Annotated in this window: 23 protein-coding genes and 1 pseudogene; 14 read left to right on the top strand and 10 right to left on the bottom strand. The window is 70.4% G+C overall.

Features of this window, described 5'->3' with window-relative positions:
* Nucleotides 1–270: 270 nt before the first annotated feature.
* Nucleotides 271–1,419 (bottom strand): LacI family DNA-binding transcriptional regulator, encoded by a 1,149-nt coding sequence (locus ACTWQH_RS28100; RefSeq protein WP_443289580.1) that lies wholly within the window; start codon nucleotides 1,417–1,419, stop codon nucleotides 271–273.
* Between the two features lie 84 nt (nucleotides 1,420–1,503).
* Here ACTWQH_RS28100 and ACTWQH_RS28095 point away from each other — a divergent pair, with 84 nt between their 5' ends.
* The 5 genes from ACTWQH_RS28095 to ACTWQH_RS28075 all read left to right on the top strand — a co-directional run bounded on the left by ACTWQH_RS28095 (nucleotide 1,504) and on the right by ACTWQH_RS28075 (nucleotide 5,448).
* Nucleotides 1,504–2,703: a Gfo/Idh/MocA family protein gene (locus tag ACTWQH_RS28095; protein ID WP_443289579.1), complete on the top strand. Its 1,200-nt coding sequence runs from the start codon at nucleotides 1,504–1,506 to the stop codon at nucleotides 2,701–2,703.
* Between the two features lie 13 nt (nucleotides 2,704–2,716).
* A complete protein-coding gene (locus tag ACTWQH_RS28090; protein ID WP_443289578.1) occupies nucleotides 2,717–3,874 on the top strand; it encodes a dihydrodipicolinate synthase family protein in 1,158 nt (385 codons plus the stop codon).
* Between the two features lie 38 nt (nucleotides 3,875–3,912).
* Nucleotides 3,913–4,710 (top strand): sugar phosphate isomerase/epimerase family protein, encoded by a 798-nt coding sequence (locus ACTWQH_RS28085; protein ID WP_443289586.1) that lies wholly within the window; start codon nucleotides 3,913–3,915, stop codon nucleotides 4,708–4,710.
* A gap of 92 nt (nucleotides 4,711–4,802) precedes the next feature.
* On the top strand, nucleotides 4,803–5,153 hold the full coding sequence (locus tag ACTWQH_RS28080) for a hypothetical protein (protein ID WP_443289577.1): 351 nt from the start codon (nucleotides 4,803–4,805) through the stop codon (nucleotides 5,151–5,153).
* 34 nt (nucleotides 5,154–5,187) lie between these two features.
* The gene (locus tag ACTWQH_RS28075) at nucleotides 5,188–5,448 is read left to right on the top strand and encodes a CopG family transcriptional regulator (RefSeq protein ID WP_443289576.1); all 261 of its coding nucleotides are present in this window, start codon (nucleotides 5,188–5,190) and stop codon (nucleotides 5,446–5,448) included.
* A gap of 24 nt (nucleotides 5,449–5,472) precedes the next feature.
* Here the strand turns inward: ACTWQH_RS28075 and ACTWQH_RS28070 are convergent, their stop codons facing one another.
* From ACTWQH_RS28070 to ACTWQH_RS28055, 4 genes are all read right to left on the bottom strand, one after another.
* Nucleotides 5,473–5,880 (bottom strand): type II toxin-antitoxin system VapC family toxin, encoded by a 408-nt coding sequence (locus ACTWQH_RS28070; protein ID WP_443289575.1) that lies wholly within the window; start codon nucleotides 5,878–5,880, stop codon nucleotides 5,473–5,475.
* Complete coding sequence (locus tag ACTWQH_RS28065) at nucleotides 5,877–6,107, bottom strand: hypothetical protein (protein ID WP_443289585.1); 231 nt, start codon at nucleotides 6,105–6,107, stop codon at nucleotides 5,877–5,879. Before ACTWQH_RS28065 ends, ACTWQH_RS28070 begins: the two co-directional genes overlap by 4 nt.
* 86 nt (nucleotides 6,108–6,193) lie before the next feature.
* Entirely contained in the window at nucleotides 6,194–6,421 is a 228-nt protein-coding gene (locus ACTWQH_RS28060; RefSeq protein ID WP_443289574.1) for a hypothetical protein, read from the bottom strand.
* The gene (locus tag ACTWQH_RS28055; RefSeq protein ID WP_443289573.1) at nucleotides 6,415–6,843 is read right to left on the bottom strand and encodes a DUF7848 domain-containing protein; all 429 of its coding nucleotides are present in this window, start codon (nucleotides 6,841–6,843) and stop codon (nucleotides 6,415–6,417) included. The genes ACTWQH_RS28060 and ACTWQH_RS28055 overlap by 7 nt, the downstream gene beginning before the upstream one ends.
* Before the next feature lie 265 nt (nucleotides 6,844–7,108).
* On the opposite strand from ACTWQH_RS28055, the gene ACTWQH_RS28050 reads away from it, so the two are divergent.
* From ACTWQH_RS28050 to ACTWQH_RS28040, 3 genes are all read left to right on the top strand, one after another.
* Entirely contained in the window at nucleotides 7,109–7,978 is an 870-nt protein-coding gene (locus tag ACTWQH_RS28050; protein WP_443289572.1) for a helix-turn-helix domain-containing protein, read from the top strand.
* Entirely contained in the window at nucleotides 7,979–8,209 is a 231-nt protein-coding gene (locus tag ACTWQH_RS28045) for a DUF397 domain-containing protein (protein WP_443289571.1), read from the top strand.
* Between the two features lie 130 nt (nucleotides 8,210–8,339).
* Nucleotides 8,340–9,074: a nucleotidyltransferase domain-containing protein gene (locus ACTWQH_RS28040; RefSeq protein WP_443289570.1), complete on the top strand. Its 735-nt coding sequence runs from the start codon at nucleotides 8,340–8,342 to the stop codon at nucleotides 9,072–9,074.
* A 275-nt stretch (nucleotides 9,075–9,349) separates the two neighbouring features.
* Here the strand turns inward: ACTWQH_RS28040 and ACTWQH_RS28035 are convergent.
* Nucleotides 9,350–10,507 (bottom strand): annotated as a pseudogene (locus ACTWQH_RS28035) (non-reducing end alpha-L-arabinofuranosidase family hydrolase); the annotation flags it as partial.
* 1,242 nt (nucleotides 10,508–11,749) lie between these two features.
* Here ACTWQH_RS28035 and ACTWQH_RS28030 point away from each other — a divergent pair.
* A complete protein-coding gene (locus ACTWQH_RS28030; protein ID WP_443289569.1) occupies nucleotides 11,750–13,471 on the top strand; it encodes a cellulase family glycosylhydrolase in 1,722 nt (573 codons plus the stop codon).
* A 245-nt stretch (nucleotides 13,472–13,716) separates the two neighbouring features.
* Here the strand turns inward: ACTWQH_RS28030 and ACTWQH_RS28025 are convergent, their stop codons facing one another.
* Nucleotides 13,717–14,301: a GNAT family N-acetyltransferase gene (locus ACTWQH_RS28025; RefSeq protein ID WP_443289568.1), complete on the bottom strand. Its 585-nt coding sequence runs from the start codon at nucleotides 14,299–14,301 to the stop codon at nucleotides 13,717–13,719.
* 87 nt (nucleotides 14,302–14,388) lie between these two features.
* Complete coding sequence (locus ACTWQH_RS28020) at nucleotides 14,389–15,363, bottom strand: helix-turn-helix transcriptional regulator (RefSeq protein ID WP_443289567.1); 975 nt, start codon at nucleotides 15,361–15,363, stop codon at nucleotides 14,389–14,391.
* A 140-nt stretch (nucleotides 15,364–15,503) separates the two neighbouring features.
* Here ACTWQH_RS28020 and ACTWQH_RS28015 point away from each other — a divergent pair, with 140 nt between their 5' ends.
* The 3 genes from ACTWQH_RS28015 to ACTWQH_RS28005 all read left to right on the top strand — a co-directional run bounded on the left by ACTWQH_RS28015 (nucleotide 15,504) and on the right by ACTWQH_RS28005 (nucleotide 16,822).
* Nucleotides 15,504–15,899, top strand: a complete 396-nt coding sequence (locus tag ACTWQH_RS28015) for a RidA family protein (RefSeq protein ID WP_443289584.1) — start codon at nucleotides 15,504–15,506, stop codon at nucleotides 15,897–15,899.
* Between the two features lie 86 nt (nucleotides 15,900–15,985).
* Complete coding sequence (locus ACTWQH_RS28010) at nucleotides 15,986–16,462, top strand: DUF488 family protein, N3 subclade (protein WP_443289566.1); 477 nt, start codon at nucleotides 15,986–15,988, stop codon at nucleotides 16,460–16,462.
* An 87-nt stretch (nucleotides 16,463–16,549) separates the two neighbouring features.
* On the top strand, nucleotides 16,550–16,822 hold the full coding sequence (locus tag ACTWQH_RS28005) for a hypothetical protein (protein ID WP_443289565.1): 273 nt from the start codon (nucleotides 16,550–16,552) through the stop codon (nucleotides 16,820–16,822).
* A 20-nt stretch (nucleotides 16,823–16,842) separates the two neighbouring features.
* Here the strand turns inward: ACTWQH_RS28005 and ACTWQH_RS28000 are convergent, their stop codons facing one another.
* Entirely contained in the window at nucleotides 16,843–17,448 is a 606-nt protein-coding gene (locus ACTWQH_RS28000) for a hypothetical protein (protein WP_443289564.1), read from the bottom strand.
* A 216-nt stretch (nucleotides 17,449–17,664) separates the two neighbouring features.
* On the opposite strand from ACTWQH_RS28000, the gene ACTWQH_RS27995 reads away from it, so the two are divergent.
* Both ACTWQH_RS27995 and ACTWQH_RS27990 read left to right on the top strand, forming a co-directional pair.
* The gene (locus ACTWQH_RS27995; protein ID WP_443289563.1) at nucleotides 17,665–18,774 is read left to right on the top strand and encodes a helix-turn-helix domain-containing protein; all 1,110 of its coding nucleotides are present in this window, start codon (nucleotides 17,665–17,667) and stop codon (nucleotides 18,772–18,774) included.
* A 44-nt stretch (nucleotides 18,775–18,818) separates the two neighbouring features.
* A complete protein-coding gene (locus ACTWQH_RS27990; RefSeq protein WP_443289562.1) occupies nucleotides 18,819–19,493 on the top strand; it encodes an AIM24 family protein in 675 nt (224 codons plus the stop codon).
* Between the two features lie 52 nt (nucleotides 19,494–19,545).
* On the opposite strand, the gene ACTWQH_RS27985 is transcribed toward ACTWQH_RS27990, so the two are convergent.
* Complete coding sequence (locus ACTWQH_RS27985) at nucleotides 19,546–20,511, bottom strand: hypothetical protein (RefSeq protein WP_443289561.1); 966 nt, start codon at nucleotides 20,509–20,511, stop codon at nucleotides 19,546–19,548.
* Between the last annotated feature and the right edge of the window lie 28 nt (nucleotides 20,512–20,539).

Below are 20,539 nucleotides of genomic sequence, written 5' to 3'. Positions count from 1 at the left end.
CCCACCGCCGCACGGTGGAAGGGGAACGGCCGATTCGTTCTGCGAACTCGCCGATCCGGTACATGCTGATCACCGTAGATAACTCTGGGCAGCAGTAGGCAAGAATCAGCCACTAGACCTCTCCTCCTCACCGGTCGTCCCACTCGGTTTGAATCGTTCAAGCGCAGCAGCGCGGTAAACCTCCCACCGAAGCCGTGGCCGGGTCAACCCCCAGGAACGCCCGGACCGCCGGGGCCTGCCCCGGGCGTTCCGGGCCCGCCCAACCGTTCGTCAGGCGGGAGGCGGCGGAGCCGTCGACGCGCGGGAGATGAGGGAGGCCGGGCACGTGGCGACGCCGCCGGGGGGCGCGGCGTCGCGCCCCAGCGCCAGGCGCGCGGCCTGGATGCCCGCCTCCGCGAGCGGCAGGCGGACCGTCGTCAGCGCGGGGGCGGCGTCGGCGGCGAAGGGCAGGTCGTCGAAGCCGGTGACGGAGACGTCCTGCGGGATGCGCACCCCGCGTTCGCGCAACGCCGCGCAGGCGCCGAGCGCGACCGTGTCGTTGGCGGCGACGATCGCCGTCAGGCCGGGCTCGCGGCGCAGCAGCTCCATCGCGCCGTCGTAGCCGGATGAGCGGTCGTAACGCCCGTAGACGGTGAGGCGCTCGGCGTCCCCGTCGAGACCCGCCTCGGCTAGGGCGGCGCGGTGGCCCTCAAGACGGTGCCGGGTGGTGGTGCGGGCGGCGGGCCCGGCCAGGTATCCCAGGCGGCGGTGGCCGAGGGTCAGCAGGTGGGCGGTGAGCTGGCGGGCGCCGCCACGGTTGTCGAAGGTCACCGCCAGCGGCCCGCGCGCCGCGGCGCCCTCGCCTTCTTCCCCCTCCGTGTCCCTCTCCGCCTCCGTCCCCGTCTCCGCCTGCCTCCCCGCCTCCGGGGCCCGCAGCGGCGGCCTGCCGCACAGTACGACGCGCGCGCCCGCCGCCTCCAGGCGGCCGATGCGCGAGATGAGGGCGGCGGAGTGGTGCGGGTCCTCCACCGCGCCGCCGGTGAGGACGACGGCGGCGGCTCGCTGGCGTTGCAGCAGGGTCAGGTAGGTCAGCTCGCGCGTGGGCGAGCCGCCGGTGTTGCAGACCACGGCGAGCTTCTGCTGCGCCCGGCCGCCGCGCCCGCCCGTGGGGTCCGCCGGCCCCAGCTCGGACTGGACGGCGGAGGCGATGATGCCGAAGAAGGGGTCGGCGATGTCGTTGACGAGCACCCCGACGAGATCCGAGGTGGCCGCCGCCAGGGCGCTGGCCGGGCCGTTCACCACGTACTCCAGCTCGTCGACGGCCTGCATCACGCGGCGCCGGGTGGGCCCGGCAACCGGATAGTTGCCGTTCAGCACCCGGGAAACCGTCGCCGCGGAGACCCCGGCCCGGGCCGCCACATCGGCAAGCGTTACTGACATGGTCCGCTCCACACTTGTCCCAGCCACTGGGGAGAGGTTAGCTTCTCTCTTGGTAGTAAGCGCTTTCTGGGAGGAACGCCGGGTATGAACGCGGGCACGACACAGCCGGACGCCGACAAGCGGGCGCGCCGCCACACCGTCCGGATCGCCATGAACGGCGTCACCGGCCGCATGGGGTACCGCCAGCACCTGGTCCGCTCCCTCCTCGCCATCCGCGAGCAGGGCGGCATCGACCTCGGCGACGGGACGGCCATCTGGCCGGAGCCGCTGCTGGTCGGGCGGCGCGAGCACGCCCTGCTCGCGATCGCCGAGCAGCACGGGCTCGACCCGGACACGGCCGTCGCCACCGACCTCGACGCCGTCCTCGCCGACGACTCGGTCGACATCTACTTCGACTCCCAGATCACCCTCGCCCGCGAGGAGGCCATCACCAAGGCGATCGAGGCGGGCAAGCACGTCTACACCGAGAAGCCGACCGCGACCAGCCTCGCCGGCGCACTGCGGCTGGCCCGGCTGGCCGCCGAGGCCGGCGTCAAGCACGGCGTGGTCCAGGACAAGCTCTTCCTCCCCGGACTGCTGAAGCTCAAGCGGCTCGTGGACGGCGGCTTCTTCGGCCGTATTCTCTCCGTCCGCGGCGAGTTCGGCTACTGGGTCTTCGAGGGCGACTGGCAGCCCGCGCAGCGCCCGTCCTGGAACTACCGCGCCGAGGACGGCGGCGGCATCGTCGTCGACATGTTCCCGCACTGGGAGTACGTGCTGCACGAGCTGTTCGGGCGCGTGGAGAGCGTGCAGGCGCTGGCCACCACCCACATCCCGCAGCGCTGGGACGAGCAGGGCAAGCCGTACGAGGCCTCCGCCGACGACGCGGCGTACGGCATCTTCCAGCTCGCCGGGGGCGCCATCGCCCAGATCAACTCCTCCTGGGCCGTGCGGGTCAACCGCGAGGAGCTCGTCGAATTCCAGGTGGACGGCACCGAGGGCTCGGCCGTCGCGGGCCTGCGCCGCTGCCGCGCGCAGCACCGCTCCGCAACGCCGAAGCCCGTCTGGAACCCCGACCTGCCCGCCACCCACCGCTTCCGCGAGCAGTGGCAGGAGGTCCCGGACAACACCGAGTTCGACAACGGCTTCAAGGCCCAGTGGGAGCTCTTCCTGCGCCACGTGGTGCGCGGCGAGCCCTACACCTGGGACCTCATGGCGGGCGCCCGCGGCGTCCAGCTCGCCGAACTGGGCCTGCGCTCCTCGGCGGAGGGCCGCCGCCTCCCCGTCCCCGAGCTGAGCCTGTGAGGAGGAAACACCGATGATCCGCCTCCCCGACACGACCGGCGCGCTGCGCTCCTACGAGCCCCGCGCCGAGCCCGCTGCGCTCCCGCCCGGCGGCGCCCCCCTCGCCTCCCGCATCGTCTTCTCCGCCGCCCACGTCGTGGCCGACCCCTACGCCGACACCACACCCGACGGCCCCGCCGCCGTGGACTGGGACGCCACCCTCGCCTTCCGCCGCCACCTGTGGTCGCACGGCCTGGGCGTCGCCGAGGCCATGGACACCGCGCAGCGCGGCATGGGCCTGGACTGGGGCGGGGCCCGCGAGCTGATCCGCCGCTCGGGCGCGGAGGCGCGCGCGTCCGGCGGCCGCATCGCCTGCGGCGTCGGCACCGACCAGCTCCCGCCCGGGCCCACCGGCCTCGCCGGGATCCTCGCCGCCTACGAGGAGCAGCTCGCCGTGGTCGAAGAATCCGGGTCTCAGGCCATCCTCATGGCCTCCCGCGCCCTGGCCGCCACCGCCTCCGGACCCGACGACTACGCCGAGCTGTACGGCCGGCTGCTGCGCCAGGCCGCCGAGCCGGTGATTCTGCACTGGCTGGGCCCGATGTTCGACCCGGCGCTGACGGGCTACTGGGGCAGCGAGGACCTGGACAAGGCCACCGACACCTTCGTCGACATCATCGCCGCCCACCCCGACAAGGTGGACGGCGTGAAGGTCTCCCTCCTCGACGCCGACCGCGAGGTCGCGCTGCGCCGCCGCCTCCCCGACGGCGTTCGCTGCTACACCGGCGACGACTTCAACTACCCCCAGCTGATCGCGGGCGACGAGCACGGCTTCAGCCACGCCCTCCTCGGCATCTTCGACCCCCTGGGCCCGCTCGCCGCCGACGCGGTCCGCGTCCTCGACACGGGCGACGTCACCGCCTTCCGCGCCCGCCTGGACCCCACCGTCCCCCTCTCCCGCCACCTCTTCCAGGCCCCGACCCGCTTCTACAAGACCGGCGTGGTCTTCCTGGCCTGGCTTGCGGGCCACCAGTCCCACTTCACGATGGTCGGCGGCCTCCAGTCGGCCCGCTCCCTGCCGCACCTCGCGCGGGCGTACGAACTCGCCGACGGCCTTGGCCTCTTCCCGGACCCGGCGCTCGCCGAGTCCCGCATGAAGCAGCTCCTCGCCCTCTACGGAGTCGCCCAGTGACCGTCGCCCCCGGCCTCTCCCGCCTCTCCATCAACCAGATGACGGTCAAGCAGCTCTCCATCCCCGACCTGGTCAAGGGCTGCACCGACCTCGGCGTCCCGGCCGTCGCGCTGTGGCGCGAGCCGGTCGCCGAGCACGGCCTGCACACCGCCGCCCGCCTCGTCCGCGAAGCGGGCCTGACCGTCACCTCCCTCTGCCGCGGCGGCTTCTTCACAGCCGCCGACCCGGCCGAACGCGCCCGCGCCCTGGACGACAACCGCGCCGCCATCGACGAGGCCGCCACCCTGGGCACCGACACCCTGGTGCTGGTCTCCGGCGGCCTCCCGCCCGGCAGCCGCGACCTCTTCGCGGCGCGCGAGCGCATCGCCGACGCGCTGGCCGAGCTGTGGCCGTACGCCGCCCAGCGCGGCGTACGCCTCGCGATCGAGCCGCTGCACCCGATGTACGCCGCCGACCGCTGCGTCGTCTCGACCCTGGCCCAGGCCCTCGACTTGGCCGAGCGCTTCCCCTCCGAATGGGTCGGCGTGGTCGTCGACACCTACCACCTCTGGTGGGACGACACCATCGAGACCCACATCACCCGCGCGGGCGCGGGCGGCCGCATCCACTCCTTCCAGCTCGCCGACTGGACCACCCCCCTTCCGGCGGGTGTCCTCACCGGCCGGGGCCAACTCGGCGACGGCGTCGTGGACTTCCGATGGTTCCGTGACAGGGTCGAGGCCACGGGCTTCACCGGCCCGATCGAGATCGAGATCTTCAACGACGACATGTGGTCCCGCGACGGCCAGGAGATGCTGGCCCAGACGGTGGCCCGCTTCCGCGAGCACGCGCTCTGAAGCCACTTCGCGAGCCCTCAAACTCCCATGGTTCAGGCGTCGTAGGCTGAACTACGTGACTACGCGACTACGTGCCATCGCGCGGGGAGCCCGTGCGCGACAAGGAGATCAGGAAGAAGTCCCGAGACGCCCGCCGCGCGTTCGGGGGCGAGCTGCTGCGGCTGGAGCTGCTGTCGCCCGACGGTTCGGTGGTGGCGGCGTTCCTGACGCTGATGCCGCGCGAGATGTGGCAGGGCATGACCGACGGCCACGGCTTGCTGTGGATCACCGGCGACCTTCCCAACCACTGCTACGCCATCCGGCCGGGCACCCCGGCCCCGCTCCTGGCCCTGACACCGGCACCGATCGCGTCCACGACCGCTCCGCGTGGCAGCGACGGCACTGTGCTGACCCCCGTGGTGCGTGAGGCCCAGTCCTCCGCCATCGGCGAGCCGTCCGGCTAGCGGCTGAAACGTGGATGACAGGGAGGAAAGCGGCATGAGCGAAGCTACCGGTACATATTCGATCACCATGCCGCGTGACATCGCGGAGGCGGCGCGGGCCCGCAGCGGCCCGTCAGGGCTCTCCGCGTACGTAGCGGCGGCCGTCGCCCGGCAGATCGAGCGGGACAAGCTCAACGAGATCATCGAGGCGGCTGAGGCTGTGCATGGTCCGATCACCGAGGAGGTGATCCAGCAGAAGCGCGATGCCCTCACGCGTGCCCGTAAGCAGCAAAAGGCTGGGAGCCGCGCGGCATGAACGCGCCCGGCCCCATGGCCATGCTCACAGGTCCCGGATCCCCACGCGGCTGCCGCAGAGTCGAGTCCAGTCGTCGCGGTCGGAGGTCAGCACGAGTACGGGAGCTGGCGAGCGCAGAGCCATGGCGGCGACAAGAGCGTCGATGGCGTACTTGTGACCGTGGAGGCCGCCCGCGTCCTGAAGAAGCCCAACGGCGGTCAGGCTGTCCGCCTGAGTGACCTCCTCGATCTGGAGCCGGGACAACAGCCAGTGCAGCCGTGCGGTGTCCGTCTTGCCGTAGACGGCCTCCACGATGGTCAGGACAGAGACCCGCACCGGGACGCTGTTCCGACGAGCGGCCTCGATCCTGGCCATCATCTGCCGGTCATAGCGCAGCAGCAGGGACAGGGCTTGCGAGTCGAGAATGATCGAGCGAGCCGGGGGCTCCTTCACGCCGCGCTCTGCCCGGCCGAGTGCTGCTCTCCCTCGTCGCCGAACAGCTCACGCCGCGCCGCGCGGATCTCGTCTTCAGTGAGGGCGCCGTGCTGGGCCTCAAAGTCAGCGACGATCTCGGCGAGCCCCTCCATGGCAAGCTGATGGCGGACAGCCTCGGTGACGTAGGCAGACACGCCACGCTTCCCTGCACGGGCGCGCAGGATACCCACGAGGTCTGAGGGCATGGACACGGAGATGTTCTCCGTGCTGCCAGGTCGGTTCGTCACACACCCCAGTGTACGACAGAAACTATTACAGCATGCGATAGCGCTCACCTGACCCGGCGCGCCCGCGCTCCGGCCACACGGGCGCGCGTGACGGTGATGGGCGCGCCGGAGGGCAGGACGTAGTAGCTGCCGTCGGCGAAGACCAGCATCTTGCGCATCCCCGGCAGGGTGCGCAGGTCCACCACCTCGTGGTGGTCGCCGCCGATGGGCACCGCGTCGCCTATCCGCACCGTGCTGCCGGTGACGGTGCGGTTCTCGATCAGCGTCAGCATCCTTCGCTTCCCCTCTCGCCGAGGATGCGGGCCCGCCAGGGGCGGGTCAGGATCTCGGTGTACGCGCGGTGGGTGGGGTGCCGGTCGGCGTGGCCGAGCTGCCAGGCGCGCACGATGCCGAACTCCGCGCTGACCGCCGAACGCCGCCCGCAGGCGTCGCAGCGCATCCGGTGCGTGCAGGGCGCGGCCTCGTCCCGCAGGTCCGGCTCGCTGGTCCACAGCCGCGCCGACCGCAGCCCGGCCTGCGTCGGCGGGAGCAGGCTTTCCCGCCACAGCCGGTAGGTCTCCTCGTAGAACTCGGCGGGCGCGTGCAGGGCCTCCGCGATCCGCCACAGCGTGGGCGTGCTGTCGTCCCACGCGGCGGGGTCGGGGCTGCCCTCGGGCGGTGGAGCGTCGTTGTTGTGCGGGTTTGATCGCTGCATGGTCAGCCTCCCAGCTCGGCATCCGGCCGCTCGTAACTCACTGCGTGCGGTCCGGTACTGTGCGATGGATGACGCAAGAATGGCACGGCGTCGGCCGTCATGTAAGTCGTTCCGTGTAATTTCACGAGATCTGATTCCTGTCGAACTGGGTTGCTGGCACGGGCGGTTGTGCAGAGGCGGCCATGTACTGCCATGCTCGGAGGTGAGTCGCGCACCAGAGCGGTGCGCACGTCGCCAACAGGCATATGCCGTAGGGGAGGAGACCATGCCCGACGAGATCGAGGCCGCCACGCCCGCCCTGTGCCGCCGCTACCTGGGGATGGAACTGCGCAAGCTACGCCACGCGGCCGGTCTCACGGCAGGACAGGTCGCCGACGAGACGACGTGGTCGCCGCCGAAGGTGACCCGCATGGAGACCGGCACCTCTCCCGTGGAGCCGATGGACGTGCGCATCCTGTGCCAGCTCTACCAGGCCGACGCGGAGACCACCTCGCGGCTGGAGAACTACGCCTTCGTCACCAAGACGAAGAAGGACTGGTGGCAGACAGCGGAGTACCGGCCCGCCATCCGCCCCGGCTTCCAGGCGTTCATCGGCCTGGAGGCGACGGCGGCGCAGACGCACGAGTACTCGTCTGAGTTCGTCCCAGGGCTGTTGCAGACGGAGGAGTACGCCCGGGCCATCTACCAGCCGGCACATCACTCGCCCGAGGAGGTCGACCGCCGAGTGGCCGTGCGCATGAACCGGCAGGAGGTGCTGACTCGTAGCCAGGACCCGTTGAAGCTCTCTGTGATCCTCAACGAAGCCGTGCTGCGCAGGGTCGTCGGCAGCCCTGCCGTGATGCGCAACCAGCTGACGCACGCCGCGAAGATCGCTCGCCTCCCCAACGTGAAGCTTCAGGTAGTCCCCTTCGACGCGGGTGTACACCCTGGCATGAACGGTCCCTTCATCCTGCTGAAGTTTGTCGATCAGGCGATGAAGCCGATCGTCTACCTTGAGAACCTGGTCTCTGCCGGTGTGGTCACCAAGGCTGAGTCCGTGGGTAGATACGAGGAGGCGTTCAGCGACATCACGGCCACCGCGCTGGGGCATCGAGCGTCGCTGAGTCTCATCGAGGAAGTACGCAAGGAGCTCTGAGTGTCCACCTGTGCCAACGAGTCGAACGACGCTCACTGGTTCAAGTCCAGCTTCAGCGACAACCAGGGCGGCGCCTGCCTCGAAGCCGCCCGCCTCCCCAACCGCACCCTCGCCGTCCGCGACTCCAAGGCCCCCGACGGCCCCACCCTCACCTTCGCCCCCGCCGTATGGGCCGGCTTCACCACCGCCCTCGCCTCAGGGGCCAACGGCGGGTATGGGGCCCTTTGTTAAAGGTTGACCCGGAAGTCGAACGTGCGCAGGGATGCCCAACGACAGAGAGCCCAGAACGACCGGTATTGCGGTGGTTCCAAAGCCGGAAATTCGTGGAGTGCATGGGCATCTGCCGGGCTACGATCCGTCGATGGATGCCAAGCGCAGCGGTCCACAGGCTCCGCGCCTCGCCGAGATTCGATCCCGCTGGCTCGACGCCGTGATCGCCGCACTCCAGGACGATCAGCCGGTGGTCGGCGCGGCCCTGGTCGGCTCGCTCGGCGGTGGCCGCGCCGACGACTGGAGCGACATCGACCTGCTCGTGGTCGTGGAGGATGCCGCCCTCCATGACTTCGTCGCACCCGGTCGCCTGCCCAGCGGCCCCGGTCAGCTGACTTTCGCCATCGACGCCCGCCACAACGGTCCCCGCGGCACCAGGGCTGTCAGCGCCCAATACATCCTCGACCGGCTGCCGCTGTGGGTCGACTGGCACGTTCATCCGGTCTCCCTTGCGCACTGGCCGTCCGACTGCAGCGTCGTCTTCGACCCGCGAGGCGTCGGTCGCACCTCGGCGGACTTCTCCGAATACCTCAATCGCGGCCAGCATGAGCCCTTCATCCCCAAGAGTCCCCAGGAGCATCAGGCCATGCTGCTGGCGCTCGTCCCGGTCGCGGGAAAGCAACTCGCCCGCCGCTCACCGGAGGCGGCCCGGACGATCGAGTTCCTCGGCGGTCCCTATGAGCCCGAAGCCGCATGGGAAGACCAGCTCGCCGCCCTGCGCCGACTGCTCGATGGATTCTCGACGCTCGGACGCCCTGACAGCCTCGCAGCCGCGCATGCGTTCCTCGCACTCCTGGAGGAAACCCTCTATCGCACCGCAGCATGAGAAGAGAACTCGTTGGATCCCTCGCTGGCCTGCAACGGGTTTGGTAGGGAATCCACGGCACACCACGGCTGGCAAGTGGATCTCCGGCGGCGTCATAGGGCTTCGGTCCGTGCCCACGTTGACAGTCCACGAAAGAGAGGAACCCCGGCCGACGCGCGGCTGGGGTTCCTCAAGGGGGTGTGTATCGGTCAGCGGGTGACGTTGCCCACGGCGTAAACCGCTCGTCTACGCGTCGGTGGACCGCCCCGCGTCGTGATCACCGTGGATCGGGCGGGTCATTGCTGCAGGGTGAGCAGGCCCGGCCGCCACGGCAGCTGGTCGTAGGGGGTGTCCGGCGGTGTGGCGGGGTCCATGCCCTGGTAGAGGAGCTCCAGGTTGCAGGGGTCGATGGTCATGGTCTGGTCGGGGTTGCTGCGGACCAGGTCACCGTGGCTGATGGAGTTGGTCCAGGTGGTACCGCTGTTGGCCTTGCCCGCGAAGGGGTTGTCCTCGGTGGCGGCCTGCGGGGTCCACTCACCGTCGAGGGTGGGGGAGGTGAAGGAGCGGAAGTAGCGCCCGTTCGCGCCCATCGCCTCGACGATCATGAGGTACTGGTCCTGGCCGTCGACCTTGTAGACCTGCACACCCTCGAACAGGTTTTCCGTGGTGTCGGTCATGATGGTCTCGTAGTCGGAGCCGAAGCTGCTGGGGAAGTCCCCGATCGGCATGCTGGACCGGTAGATTTGGCCGTTGTCGCCGGCGAAGAACATGTACATGTTTTCGCCGTCAGCGATCAGGGTCTGGTCGATCGGGCCGGTGCCGGAGTTGGGGATGCTGCCGGTGAACAGCTCCTGGGGCTGGGACCAGCTGGTGGGGTCGGTGGGGTTGGTGGAGGTGCTGTAGAAGAACGGCCACTGACCCCACTGGGACGCCATCACCCAGATGTCCTTGGGCGCGAAGTAGAACAGCGTGGGCGCCACCGTGCCCACGTTCATCTGGGTCTGGGTGGCCGTGGCCATCTCCGGCCAGTCCGTGAAGGGAGCGAAGCCCATCGAGCTGTACCCGGACCCGTTGACGATCGAGCCGTAGACCAGGTGCTGGCCGTCGTGGACGACGCTGGTGAAGTCCTTCAGCGAGACCCAGCCGTTGGCCGGCTCCGCCAGCGGCGCATCCGTCGACGACCATTGGTACGTCGACGGAAGAGAACACTGCTTGGTGTCGTTGGTGCCCGCCTGAGCCGTGTTGCCGACGAGCAACGCCGCGACCGCGGCCGAGGCCGCGACGGCGGCGGTGAGCATCGCGGACAGACGCCCGCGGCTGATTCGTTTTATTCGCATGGGGGGACCTCCTCGTCCCTGACTGATTCCTGAGCAAGCGGTTCCGGTCGGCCTCGTTCCGCCAGAGGCTGTCCGGACTGTCGATGTGGTGCGGTGCGCAGCGGTCCGTAGGCACCGGGCTGACCCTTGCGGCTTGCCGGTCCTGCGAGACCTTCTGAAAGACCGGTGGCGCCTGGAGTCTTCGGGCCGCCGCGAAACGCACCGGCCTGTGTCAGCCGTTGATCGTCGCGGTGCAAGCCCGCCGCACGGGGGGACCCCACGTCCTCCGCGAGCCATTCGCTCTGATCGAGACCGGGGCCCGCGCGGGACGCTGCGGATGCGGATCCCCCGCTGCCGCCGTCGTACCGGATCAGCGCCGGTGCTCAGCCACCCGCGCTCTCAGGGCGCCGGTACGGAGGGCGGACCTGTGGTGCCGGCCACCGGCCGGGACCTCGTCGGCGATCAAACCGGTGACCACCGCGAAGGCCGGGCGGAGAGGGGGCTCCGCATAGAGGCAGGACATGGAAGATCAATCTCCTCGCGTGGGGGGCAAGGCGGCAATCGCGCCTTGGCGAAGAACTGAGCGGTGCGGATCCGACCGTCGGCTGGCCGTCTCGTACTTCCTCGTGAGTGCCGTACATGACGGAGGGTTTCTCGCGATGTTTCTGACACAGAAACTGCCTCAGGTGGCACTCGCCGTCAAGACCGCGGAGCCCTGATCGGGCGCGCCCGGCAGCCCAGTTGTCCCGATTTGCGGGGTACGGCACCGCATCCGGGGCCGACCAGATCCTGACCATCAACCCGTGCCGGCTCCAGTTCCTCTGCCAGGGAATGAATCTCAGCTCGAGCGGTGACTGCAGCCAGTTGCCATGGCGTATGGGGCTGCTCAGCCAGACCAACTCGTCCTGCTGACCCCCTCCTGACCGGCGCGACTCGGGGACACGCTCCTCGACCATCATCTTTCGAAGCGCTTCGATGCTGGTTGGGAGCCCACGTGGCCCAAGAGGCCGTGAGGCAACGACGGAAACTCCCTGCGTCTCCTGCCGCAAGGCTTGTGCGACCCGTTCATCAGTCCTAATCTCTGCGCGATCGAAGCGCTTCGATCACTCGTCTTACGTATCACGCATCGACACCACGCGACACCCCCCACAGGCGGCGCTCCGGGGCCGGACAGCCCCTGACCGGCCCGGCCCGGAGCTGCCACGGACAGCGAGGAGAAGTTCATGTCGCACAGCGTGATTCGCAGACCTCCGTACCGCAGGCGACCAATCCACCCAAAAGCGATGAGCCGCTTTCCCTGACCGGATCGTTCGCCCATTCCCCATCGCCTCCGTCGACGGGGCGCGAGCCGCCTCAACCCCCACAGAAAAGGGACGCCTTGTGAAGCATCGAAAGCGCAAACTCCTGATCGCCCTGGTGGCGGTCCTCCTCGGCTTGGTGGCCGTACCTATGACCGCCCTGGCTTCGAACGCCGAGGCCGAAACAGATCGGAAGCCGCGACAGGCGTCCACCGCTCAGGAGACTGTCGCGGCTATGCAGCCGGGCTGGAACGTCGGCAACACCCTGGACGCGCTGGGCGGTGAGACCGGCTGGGGCAACCCGCTGATCACCGAGGAACTCCTCCAGACCGTCAAGGCCGAGGGCTACAACTCGCTCCGCCTCCCGGTGACCTGGGACGAGTTCACCGGCCCGGCACCGGACTACACGATCGACCCGGAGCGCATGGAGCGCGTCGCGCAGGTCGTCGACTGGGCGATCGCGAACGACCTCCACGTGCTGTTGAACCTCCACCACGACTCGTGGATGTGGGCCAGCGAGCTGCCGAACGACCGCGAGAACGTGCTGGCGAGGTTCAACGCGATGTGGACCCAGATCGCCGAGCGGTTCAAGGACTACCCGTCCGAGCTGTCCTTCGAGAGCATCAACGAGCCGCAGTTCGCCGGTGCCGAGGGCGAGGCCGCCGACGCCTACACCGCCGAGCTCAACGTCGCCTTCCACGAGATCATCCGCGGCTCCGGCGGAAACAACGAGGACCGGCTCCTGGTGCTGCCGACGATGGTCACCAACTCCGAGCAGCCGCACCTGGACGCGCTCAAGGCCACCATCGACTCCCTGGACGACCCGATGATCGCCGCGACCGTCCACTTCTACGGGTTCTGGCCCTTCAGCGTCAACGTCGCCGGGGTCACCACCTACAACGAGGAGGTCGAGCAGGACCTCACGTCCACCTTCCAGCGCGTGAACGACACCTTCGTCGACCACGACATCCCGGTCATCATCGGGGAGTGGGGCGTCCTCGGCTACGACTACACACGCCCTATCCCCAACGCCCAGCAGTACGGCGAGCTGCTGAAGTTCTTCGAGGCCACCATGTACCAGGCCCGGGACAAACAGGTGACCTTGATGCTGTGGGACGCCGGCTCGTACCTCAACCGCGAAACCCTCGAATGGCGCGACCCGTACCTGCACTCGTACTTGTCGTCGGGCTTGACGACGCGTTCGGGCACGGCCTCGTTCGACTCGATCTACCTCGAGAAGGCCGGGACCATCGCGGACGAGTCGCTCACTCTCAACCGTAACGGCCTGGAGTTCGAGGGCCTGTGGCACGGGGACACAGCACTGGCCGAGGGCGCCGACTACACGGTCGAGGGCGACACGCTCACCCTCACCGCCGCCGCGCTCACCCGCCTCGCGGGCGACCGCGCGTACGGCACCAACGCGACGATCGAGGCCCGCTTCTCGGACGGTCTGCCGTGGCGGATCCACATCATCACCTACGACACGCCGCAGCTCTCGGACGCGTCCGGGGCCACGGACTCGTTCGCGATCCCGACCCGGTTCGCGGGCGACCAGCTCGCCACGATGGAGGCCAAGTACGCCGACGGCACCAGTGCCGGGCCCCAGGACTGGACTGCCTTCAAGGAGTTCTGGGTGGCCTTCCGGCCCGACTACACTGCGGGCGCGATCAGCCTCACCCCTGAGTTCTTCAACGAGGTCAGGGACGACGAGCCCGTCACCCTCACCTTCCACTTCTGGGGCGGCGGCACGGTCGACTACACGATCACCAAGACCGGCACGACCGTGACCGGAACCTCCGCCTAGGCGGCAACCTGCAAGGCGGCGTGGGGACCCAGGTGCCCACGCCGCTTCAGTTGATGATCAGATCCTGGCCCTCGGTGCCGATGATGACGTCGTCGCCAAGCGTTCCGCCGGTGGTCCCTCCGCCGGGTTCTGCCGTGACGGTGGCGGGTCTGCGTGGACGGGACGGGGTCTGCCGCTCTCCGGACTCGGCCCGTGACCGCCGCCGCAGTCCCTGTCTCGCTCCGCACGTCATTGATCGGACGGGCTCAATCACCTCGGACGCGGGCATGCAGGTGCATGTCGTGCCGGCCATCGTCGTGCACAGCGGCGCTGCGCTTGGTGCCTTCCAGAAGGTAGCCGCACTGTGCGGCGACCCTGCACGAGGCATGGTTGCGCGTCGAGTGGTCCAACTCCAACCGGTGGAAGCCGACCTCGTCCATGGCCCAGGCAGTGAGCGCCGAGAGCGCGCGTGAGGCCACGCCGGCGCCGCGGGCGGCCGGGAGCACCCAGTAGGCCACGCCGGCGACGCCGTCGTCGAAGTCCAGGCCGCGCAGTGCGACCCGGCCGAGCACCTCGACGCCGTCGCGGGTGATCGCCCAGTGGCCGCCCATCTCGCGTTCCCAGTCCCGGCGGTATGCGTCGAACCACTCCCGGACCTGGGCCTCCGTCGAGGGACGGCGGGTGTGCCAGCGGCGGGTCTCGTCGTCCTGGTAGGCGGAGAGGAACGCTGGTGCGTCGGCCCGAACCCAGGGGCGCAGCAGCAGCCCTCCGGTGGCGGGGAGCACGGGTTGGGGGGAGCTGGCGAGAAGGCCGGAGGCAATGACGGGCGGCGTCGACAGAGCGCGAGTCATGGGCCATGGTCGCCCGACGGCGAGCACACGCGTCAAGGTGCACAGGCAGCTCTTGCGTCGACGGCGGCCCACGGACGGCGGCAACTCTCAGGGGGACGCTCCATAGCGGGTGGCGATCGCGGCGGCGCGGTCGCGCAGGGAGTCGCGCAGCCACTGCGGGGCCAGGGCTTCCCCGCTCGTGGCGAGCTGCCACAGCGCCCATTCGGCGTGTCTCGGATCCTGGAAGGTCACCTCCAGCCGCAGCCAGCCGTCCGCGTCGGTTTCTTCGGCGCGGACGGCCAGCGCGGTGCCCACCAGGTCCTCCCGCCGCGCCGGGTCCACCCGTGCCAGCACGGCGACTTGGTCGCCGCCGGTCCGGAACCGCGTGCTGCGTTCCTGCCAGGCACGGTCCAGATCCACCCGGTCGGGTCGCTGCGCGGGTTCGGTCAGTTCCTCGGCGGCCAGGATCCGGGACAGCCGGTAGGTGCGGTCCGCGCCAGACCTCGTGGCCAGCAAGTAGCCCTGGTCGCGTACGGTGACCAGGCCGATCGGGTCCACCGTGCGCCAATGAGGGGTCTGGTCCACAGCGGCGTAGCGGATGCGCAGCTTGTGTCCGGCGAGCACCGCGCGCCGGACCTCGGCCACTATGGCGTCGGGTACCTCGTCGGTGGCCAGCCGGCGCGAGAGGAGGTCGGTCTCCGGGTCGATGAGCAGTCGCTCGGCAACGCCGGCCGCCGTGTCCCGATGGCTTTCGGGTAGCGCGTCAACCACCTTGAGCATGGCCGAAGCGAGCGCCGAGCCGAGGCCGAATACCTGCGCGCCGCGCCGTGATCCGGCGACCAGCAGGGCGAGCGCCTCGTCGTGGTTCAGCCCGGTGAGTTCTGTCCGGAAACCGGGCAGCAACGCGAAGCCGCCGTGCCGGCCGCGTTCGGCGTAGACCGGGACGCCGGCTGCGGACAGCGCCTCTATGTCGCGCAGCACGGTGCGGGTGGACACCTCCAGCTCGCGGGCGAGCGTGGCCGCGGACAGCCGGCCGCGCTGGCGCAGCAGCAGCACCAGCGAGACCAACCGGTTGGCGCGCATACGAAAACACTACCGGGATACACGACGCAGGATGTCGTGATTCGTTGGGAGGCTTTCAACACGACGGACGTCAGAGACGGGCGGCTACCGAGCCGATGGACGTGCGTCCTGCCGATGAATCGAATGGAGCTGATGTGGCTGTGGGGCGAACGGCGGTCAACCCGTGCACGTGGTCCGTGGAGATGGGGTACAACCAGGGCGAGATCGTCTCCGGGCACACCCGGACCCTGTACTGCGCCGGACAGACCGCGATGAGCGGCGACGGCAAGCCCCAGCATGCCGGTGACATGGCGGCGCAGGTGGCGCTGAGCCTCGACAACCTGGAGGCCGTTCTCGGCGAGGCCGGCATGTCCCTCGTGAACCTCGTCCGGCTCAACGTCTACACCACCGACGTCGATCTGCTCTTCCAGCACTACGGCGTGCTGGCGTCGCGGCTGGGCGCCGCCGGGGTGGCGCCGGCCACCACGATGCTCGGGGTGACACGGCTGGCGATCCCCACCCTGATGGTCGAGATCGAGGGGACGGCCGTCGCGTGACGCGACCTCGCCGCCTCCGCTGCCCGTGCCGGTCGAACCGGCACGAGCGGCAGGCAGGCGGGTGATTTCCGGTGCTCAGGATCAGGATGGTGACGATCGGCGTCTATGGCTTCGACGGCGAGTCGTTCCTGCGACGACTGCGGCACGCGGACGTCCGCCTGCTGCTCGACGTGCGCCAGCGGCGCGGTGTCCGCGGACCCGAGTACGCCTGGGCGAACTCACGCCGGCTGCAGGCGGCCCTCGCCCATGCCGGGATCGCCTACGAGCACCACCCCGAACTCGCCCCGACCACCGAGCTGCGCCGGCTCCAGTACGCCGAGGACGACCGCCAAGGGGTCGGCAAGCGCTCGCGCCGCGAGCTCGCGGCCGAGTACACCCGCCGCTACACCACCGAGATCCTCGACCACGCCGACCTCACGCCGATCGTGTCGGTGCTGTCGAGCCGTGGGACCGCGGCGCTGCTCTGTGTCGAGCGCGACCCTGAGGCATGCCACCGCTCGTTGATCGCCCAGCGGCTGACCGAGCGGCACCGCGTCACGATCGAGCACCTGCGTCCGTTGTGACGCGCGGATTCCTCCCATGCTGAGCGCGGGCTACCGTGTGCGCGGCGACCAAGTCGCAGGGCGCAGACGGACATTGAGGGGTGAGGCATGAGACGGCTGTGGAGACTCGGTGCGGCGGTGGCCGCCGGTGCGGCGGCGGTGCTGCTGCTCGCGGGGTGCGGCACCCCGTCGGACTACAGCGAGATCGTCACGTTCACCGACGAGCACGGCCGCGTTTGCACCGCGGCAGTGGTCGTCGACCAGGAACAGAACGAGGGCGACGACCACGAGATCACCAGCATCGACTGTGACTACCCCCCGGAGGGCCAGACGCCGGGGCCCGACCGCTACCGGTCCCTGCCGGAGCGGGGATCGGACTGACGGCGGCGCGGCTGCGGCGTTCAGCGCAGCCGGTTGACGGCGGTGGTCGCGGTGTCCTCGAAGGACGCCACGGGCGCGTCGGCGAAGTCGCCCATCTGGCCCCAGTGCACCACCGTGACGGTGTCGCCGTCCCGGCCCACGGCGAAGAGGTGGATGTCGGTGGCCCCCCAGGTCGTCTCGGTGTGCACGCCGTAGACGTGGGCGCCCTCCTCGACGGGCAGCGTGCCGAAGTCCCGCCACTCGGCGGTGACGTCGGGGTACTGCTGCTCGGTCTCCGTCGCGCACTGCCTGAGCGACCGGTTGAGCCGCGTCGCCAGGTCGCGGGCCGCCGCCGCGGTGCGCCGCTCGGTGGTGACCTGGAGGGCGTTGGTGTCCAGCTCGGTCCGGAACGCCCGGTGCCGGGTGGAGTTGCCGCCCGGCAGGTCATCGCCGACGCAGAAGGGCAGCGCGTCCGGCAGGCCGGTGGTCACCTTCCCCGCGGTCCACGGCGAGGTGGGGTGCGGCGGCAGGTCGGCCGGCCTGAGGAAGCCGGGGCTCGCGGCGGCCGAGGCGGTGCCGGAGGCGGCGGTGGTGGCGGCGACGACGGCTATGGCGAGGCCGCTCAGGGTGGTCATGGTCATGCTCATGCGTTGGGTCCCCCCTCGAATGGTGGCGTGTGCGATGCCAGGAGCGTGCGCGCGCGGGGCCGGGCGGGCAATACCTCTGCCCGGATCCGGGACGGTGGAACGCTTTCGGCTCCGTGACCTGCGGTTCCGCCAGGGGGATGGAACGCCGGTGCGGGAGGTGTGGGAGAGTTTGACCGCCGGCGCGCGAGCGGATGGTGCGTACAAACGGGGGTCACGTTGAGCCGGGACGTCGAGGACTTCGCCGCGTACGTGCGGGGGTTGAAGGAACGCAGCGAGCGCAGCTACGGAGCCCTGGCCCGGCGGTTGAACGTCGGCGCCTCCACCCTCCACCGCTACTGCTCCGGCGAGGCGGTGCCCGCCGACTTCGCGCTGCTGGAACGGCTCGCCCAGCTGTGCGGGGCAACGCCGGAGGAGCGGGTGGAACTCCACCGGCTGTGGGTCGCCGCCACCGGAGCGCGCAAGGGCCGGGAGGCGGGGGCGGCGGGGGCCGGGGCGGCGGAGCCGGAGCCGGAGCCAGACCCAGGGCCAGACCCAGGGCCAGACCCAGGGCCAGAGCCCGTGCCCGTCGCACGGCCGCCGCGCCGCCGCCGTCGCCGGCGGGTCGTCGCGGCGGTGGCGGCGGGGGCCGTCGCCCTCGTCGTGGCGGCGCTGGCCGGGTTGATGCCCGGCCGCGCCGAGGACAGGCAGCCGGTGCAGCCGGTGCGGCCCGTGCCGCTGAGCTGGACGGCGGACTCGCACGTCTGGCAGTACCACTGCGACCACCGCTACCTCATCGACAGCCCGGGCGCCGCCGAGGTGCCCGCGCCCCCAGCCGAGCAGGACGCCCGGGCGTGGGCCGAGTCGCTCGGCGCGGTGCACGGCGGCGACACCCTGGTGCGGATCACGGTCCAGGGCCGCGACGCCACGGCCGTCGTGCTCCAGGCGCTGCGCGTCCGGGTGGTCGAACGCGCCGCCCCCGCCCCGGGCAGCGTCTTCCGCATGAGCGACGGATGCGGCGGCGCCCTGACCCCCCGCACGCTCGACGTCGACCTCGACGCCGACCGCCCGACGGCCCGCCCCCGCCCCGGCAACGACACGGGGGAGGAGATCCCCGCCGTGACGTTCCCCTACCGCGTCTCCGCAGGCGAGCCGGAGGTCCTGCTGGTCACCGCCCACACCGCGCGCTGCGACTGCCGCTGGTACCTGGAGCTGGAGTGGTCCAGCCAGGGACGCTCGGGCTCGGTCCGCATCGACGACGCCGGCCGCCCGTTCCGCACCAGCGGCGTCGACGGGCTCCCGGCGTACGGGTACGACACCGCCGGCGGGCGGTGGCGGGCCCTGCCCTAGCGACAGGGGTGGACGGCGCGGGCCTGGCGGGTGAGGATGCGGGAGTGCACAGTGACCTGTTCAACACGCGCTACGCGGCGACGGCTGCCACCCAGCCGGGCATGACGCTGCAGAACTCCAAGTCGATCAAGTACGCCGTGAACGGCGAGTGTTACGCCCGCCAGGGCGCCATGATCGCGTTTCGGGGGAACCTCCAGTTCGAGAAGAAGGGCCAGGGCGTCGGGAACTACCTCAAGCGCCGGGTGACCGGGGAGGGCCTGGCCCTGATGGCGGTGCGCGGGCAGGGCGAGGCGTGGTTCGCGCACGAGGCGGAGAACTGCTTCATCGTGAGCCTCGACCCGGGCGACAGCCTCACCATCAACGGCAACAACGTGCTCTGCTTCGACGCGACGCTGTCCTACGACATCAAGATGGTGAAGGGCGCGGGCATGAGCGGCGGCGGGCTGTTCAACTGCGTCTTCTCCGGGCAGGGCAACCTGGGCCTCATCTGCGACGGCGACCCGGTGGTCATACCCGTGACGCCGCAGGCGCCCGTCTACGTCGACACCGACGCGGTGGTCGGCTGGAGCGCCCAGCTCCAGACGGGGCTGCACCGCTCGCAGAGCCTGGGCTCCATGATCCGCGGGGGATCGGGGGAGGCCGTGCAACTCGAGCTCACCGGCAACGGCTTCGTGATCGTGCGGCCCAGCGAGTTGCAGCCGGACGCCAAGGGGCAGTGAGGCGTCGGGCGCCCGGCCCGTTCGCCGGCTGACCGGGCGCCTGGGACTGCCACTACTGCGTGGAGGGCTCGCGCGTCATCGGGACGATGTGGACGACCGGTCCTCTGCCCGTGCCGAGGGTGACGCTCCCCGAGCCGGGCTCGCAGCGGCCTGCCCACTCCCAGCGGCCGCCGTAGAAGTACGCGTGGGCGTAGGTGCACTTCCCGTCGTCGGCGTTGGTGATCTGGGCGGTGACCGTGGCGGTGCCGCCGTCACAGGTCACCTGGTAACGCACGCTGCTGGACTCCTCGTTGTAGCTGGGGGCGTCATCGCAGGCGGCGTTGCCGATGTTGATGTCCCGCCACTCGTAGTCGCAGACCGCGATCCAGGTGCCCGTGCCCAGGCACTCCGGGGGCATGGCGCCCCATACGAAGCCCGGGTCGGGGTCGCCGCAGCCGTCGATGCCGCAGCCGGGGATGAGCTGCATCACCAGGTGGGAGCTCATCCACAGCTGGCGGGGGTAGGCGACCTCGACGGTGTCGGAGCTTTCGAGGTAGTCGTCGGTGTCCCAGCCGCCCGTGACCATGGGGGCCTCGTCGATGGTCCCGCCGCCCTCCTCCTTGAGGTCGACCTGCAGGTCAGAATCGATGGTCGGCCCGCCGATCTCCGGCCACTCGCAGGACAGGTTCATCCCGTAGGTGGCTTCCACCGTGGGCTCCGTGGTGGTCTCCATGGGCCAGTCGAGCATCCAGTTGAGCGTGCAGCCCCACAGCGGCTCGTCGCCGGACTGGGCGCTGGACGCGTCGCCCGACTCGTCGGCCGGGACGATCGAGAACTCGGCGGCCTCCGGCTCCTTCGTCGGCGGCTCCACGGCCGCCTGCTCCTGCTGCTGCTCCTGCGAGGGGCCGCCGCCCCCGCCGTTCCCGCCGCCCCCGTCGATCTCCTCCGGCTCGCACGATGTGAGAGCCCCACAGGTGAGGGCCAGCACAGTTGCGGCGACGACGCCGAGCGGTCCGCGCATGGTCGTGCCCCTGGTCATGGTGTGGCGTCCTTCCCCCGAATCCCCG

Source organism: Streptomyces sp. 6N223 (assembly GCF_052246635.1).
Lineage (GTDB): Bacteria > Actinomycetota > Actinomycetes > Streptomycetales > Streptomycetaceae > Streptomyces.
The sequence above is the reverse complement of the archived record's forward strand: the minus strand, read 5'-3'. Positions and strand labels throughout refer to the sequence as shown.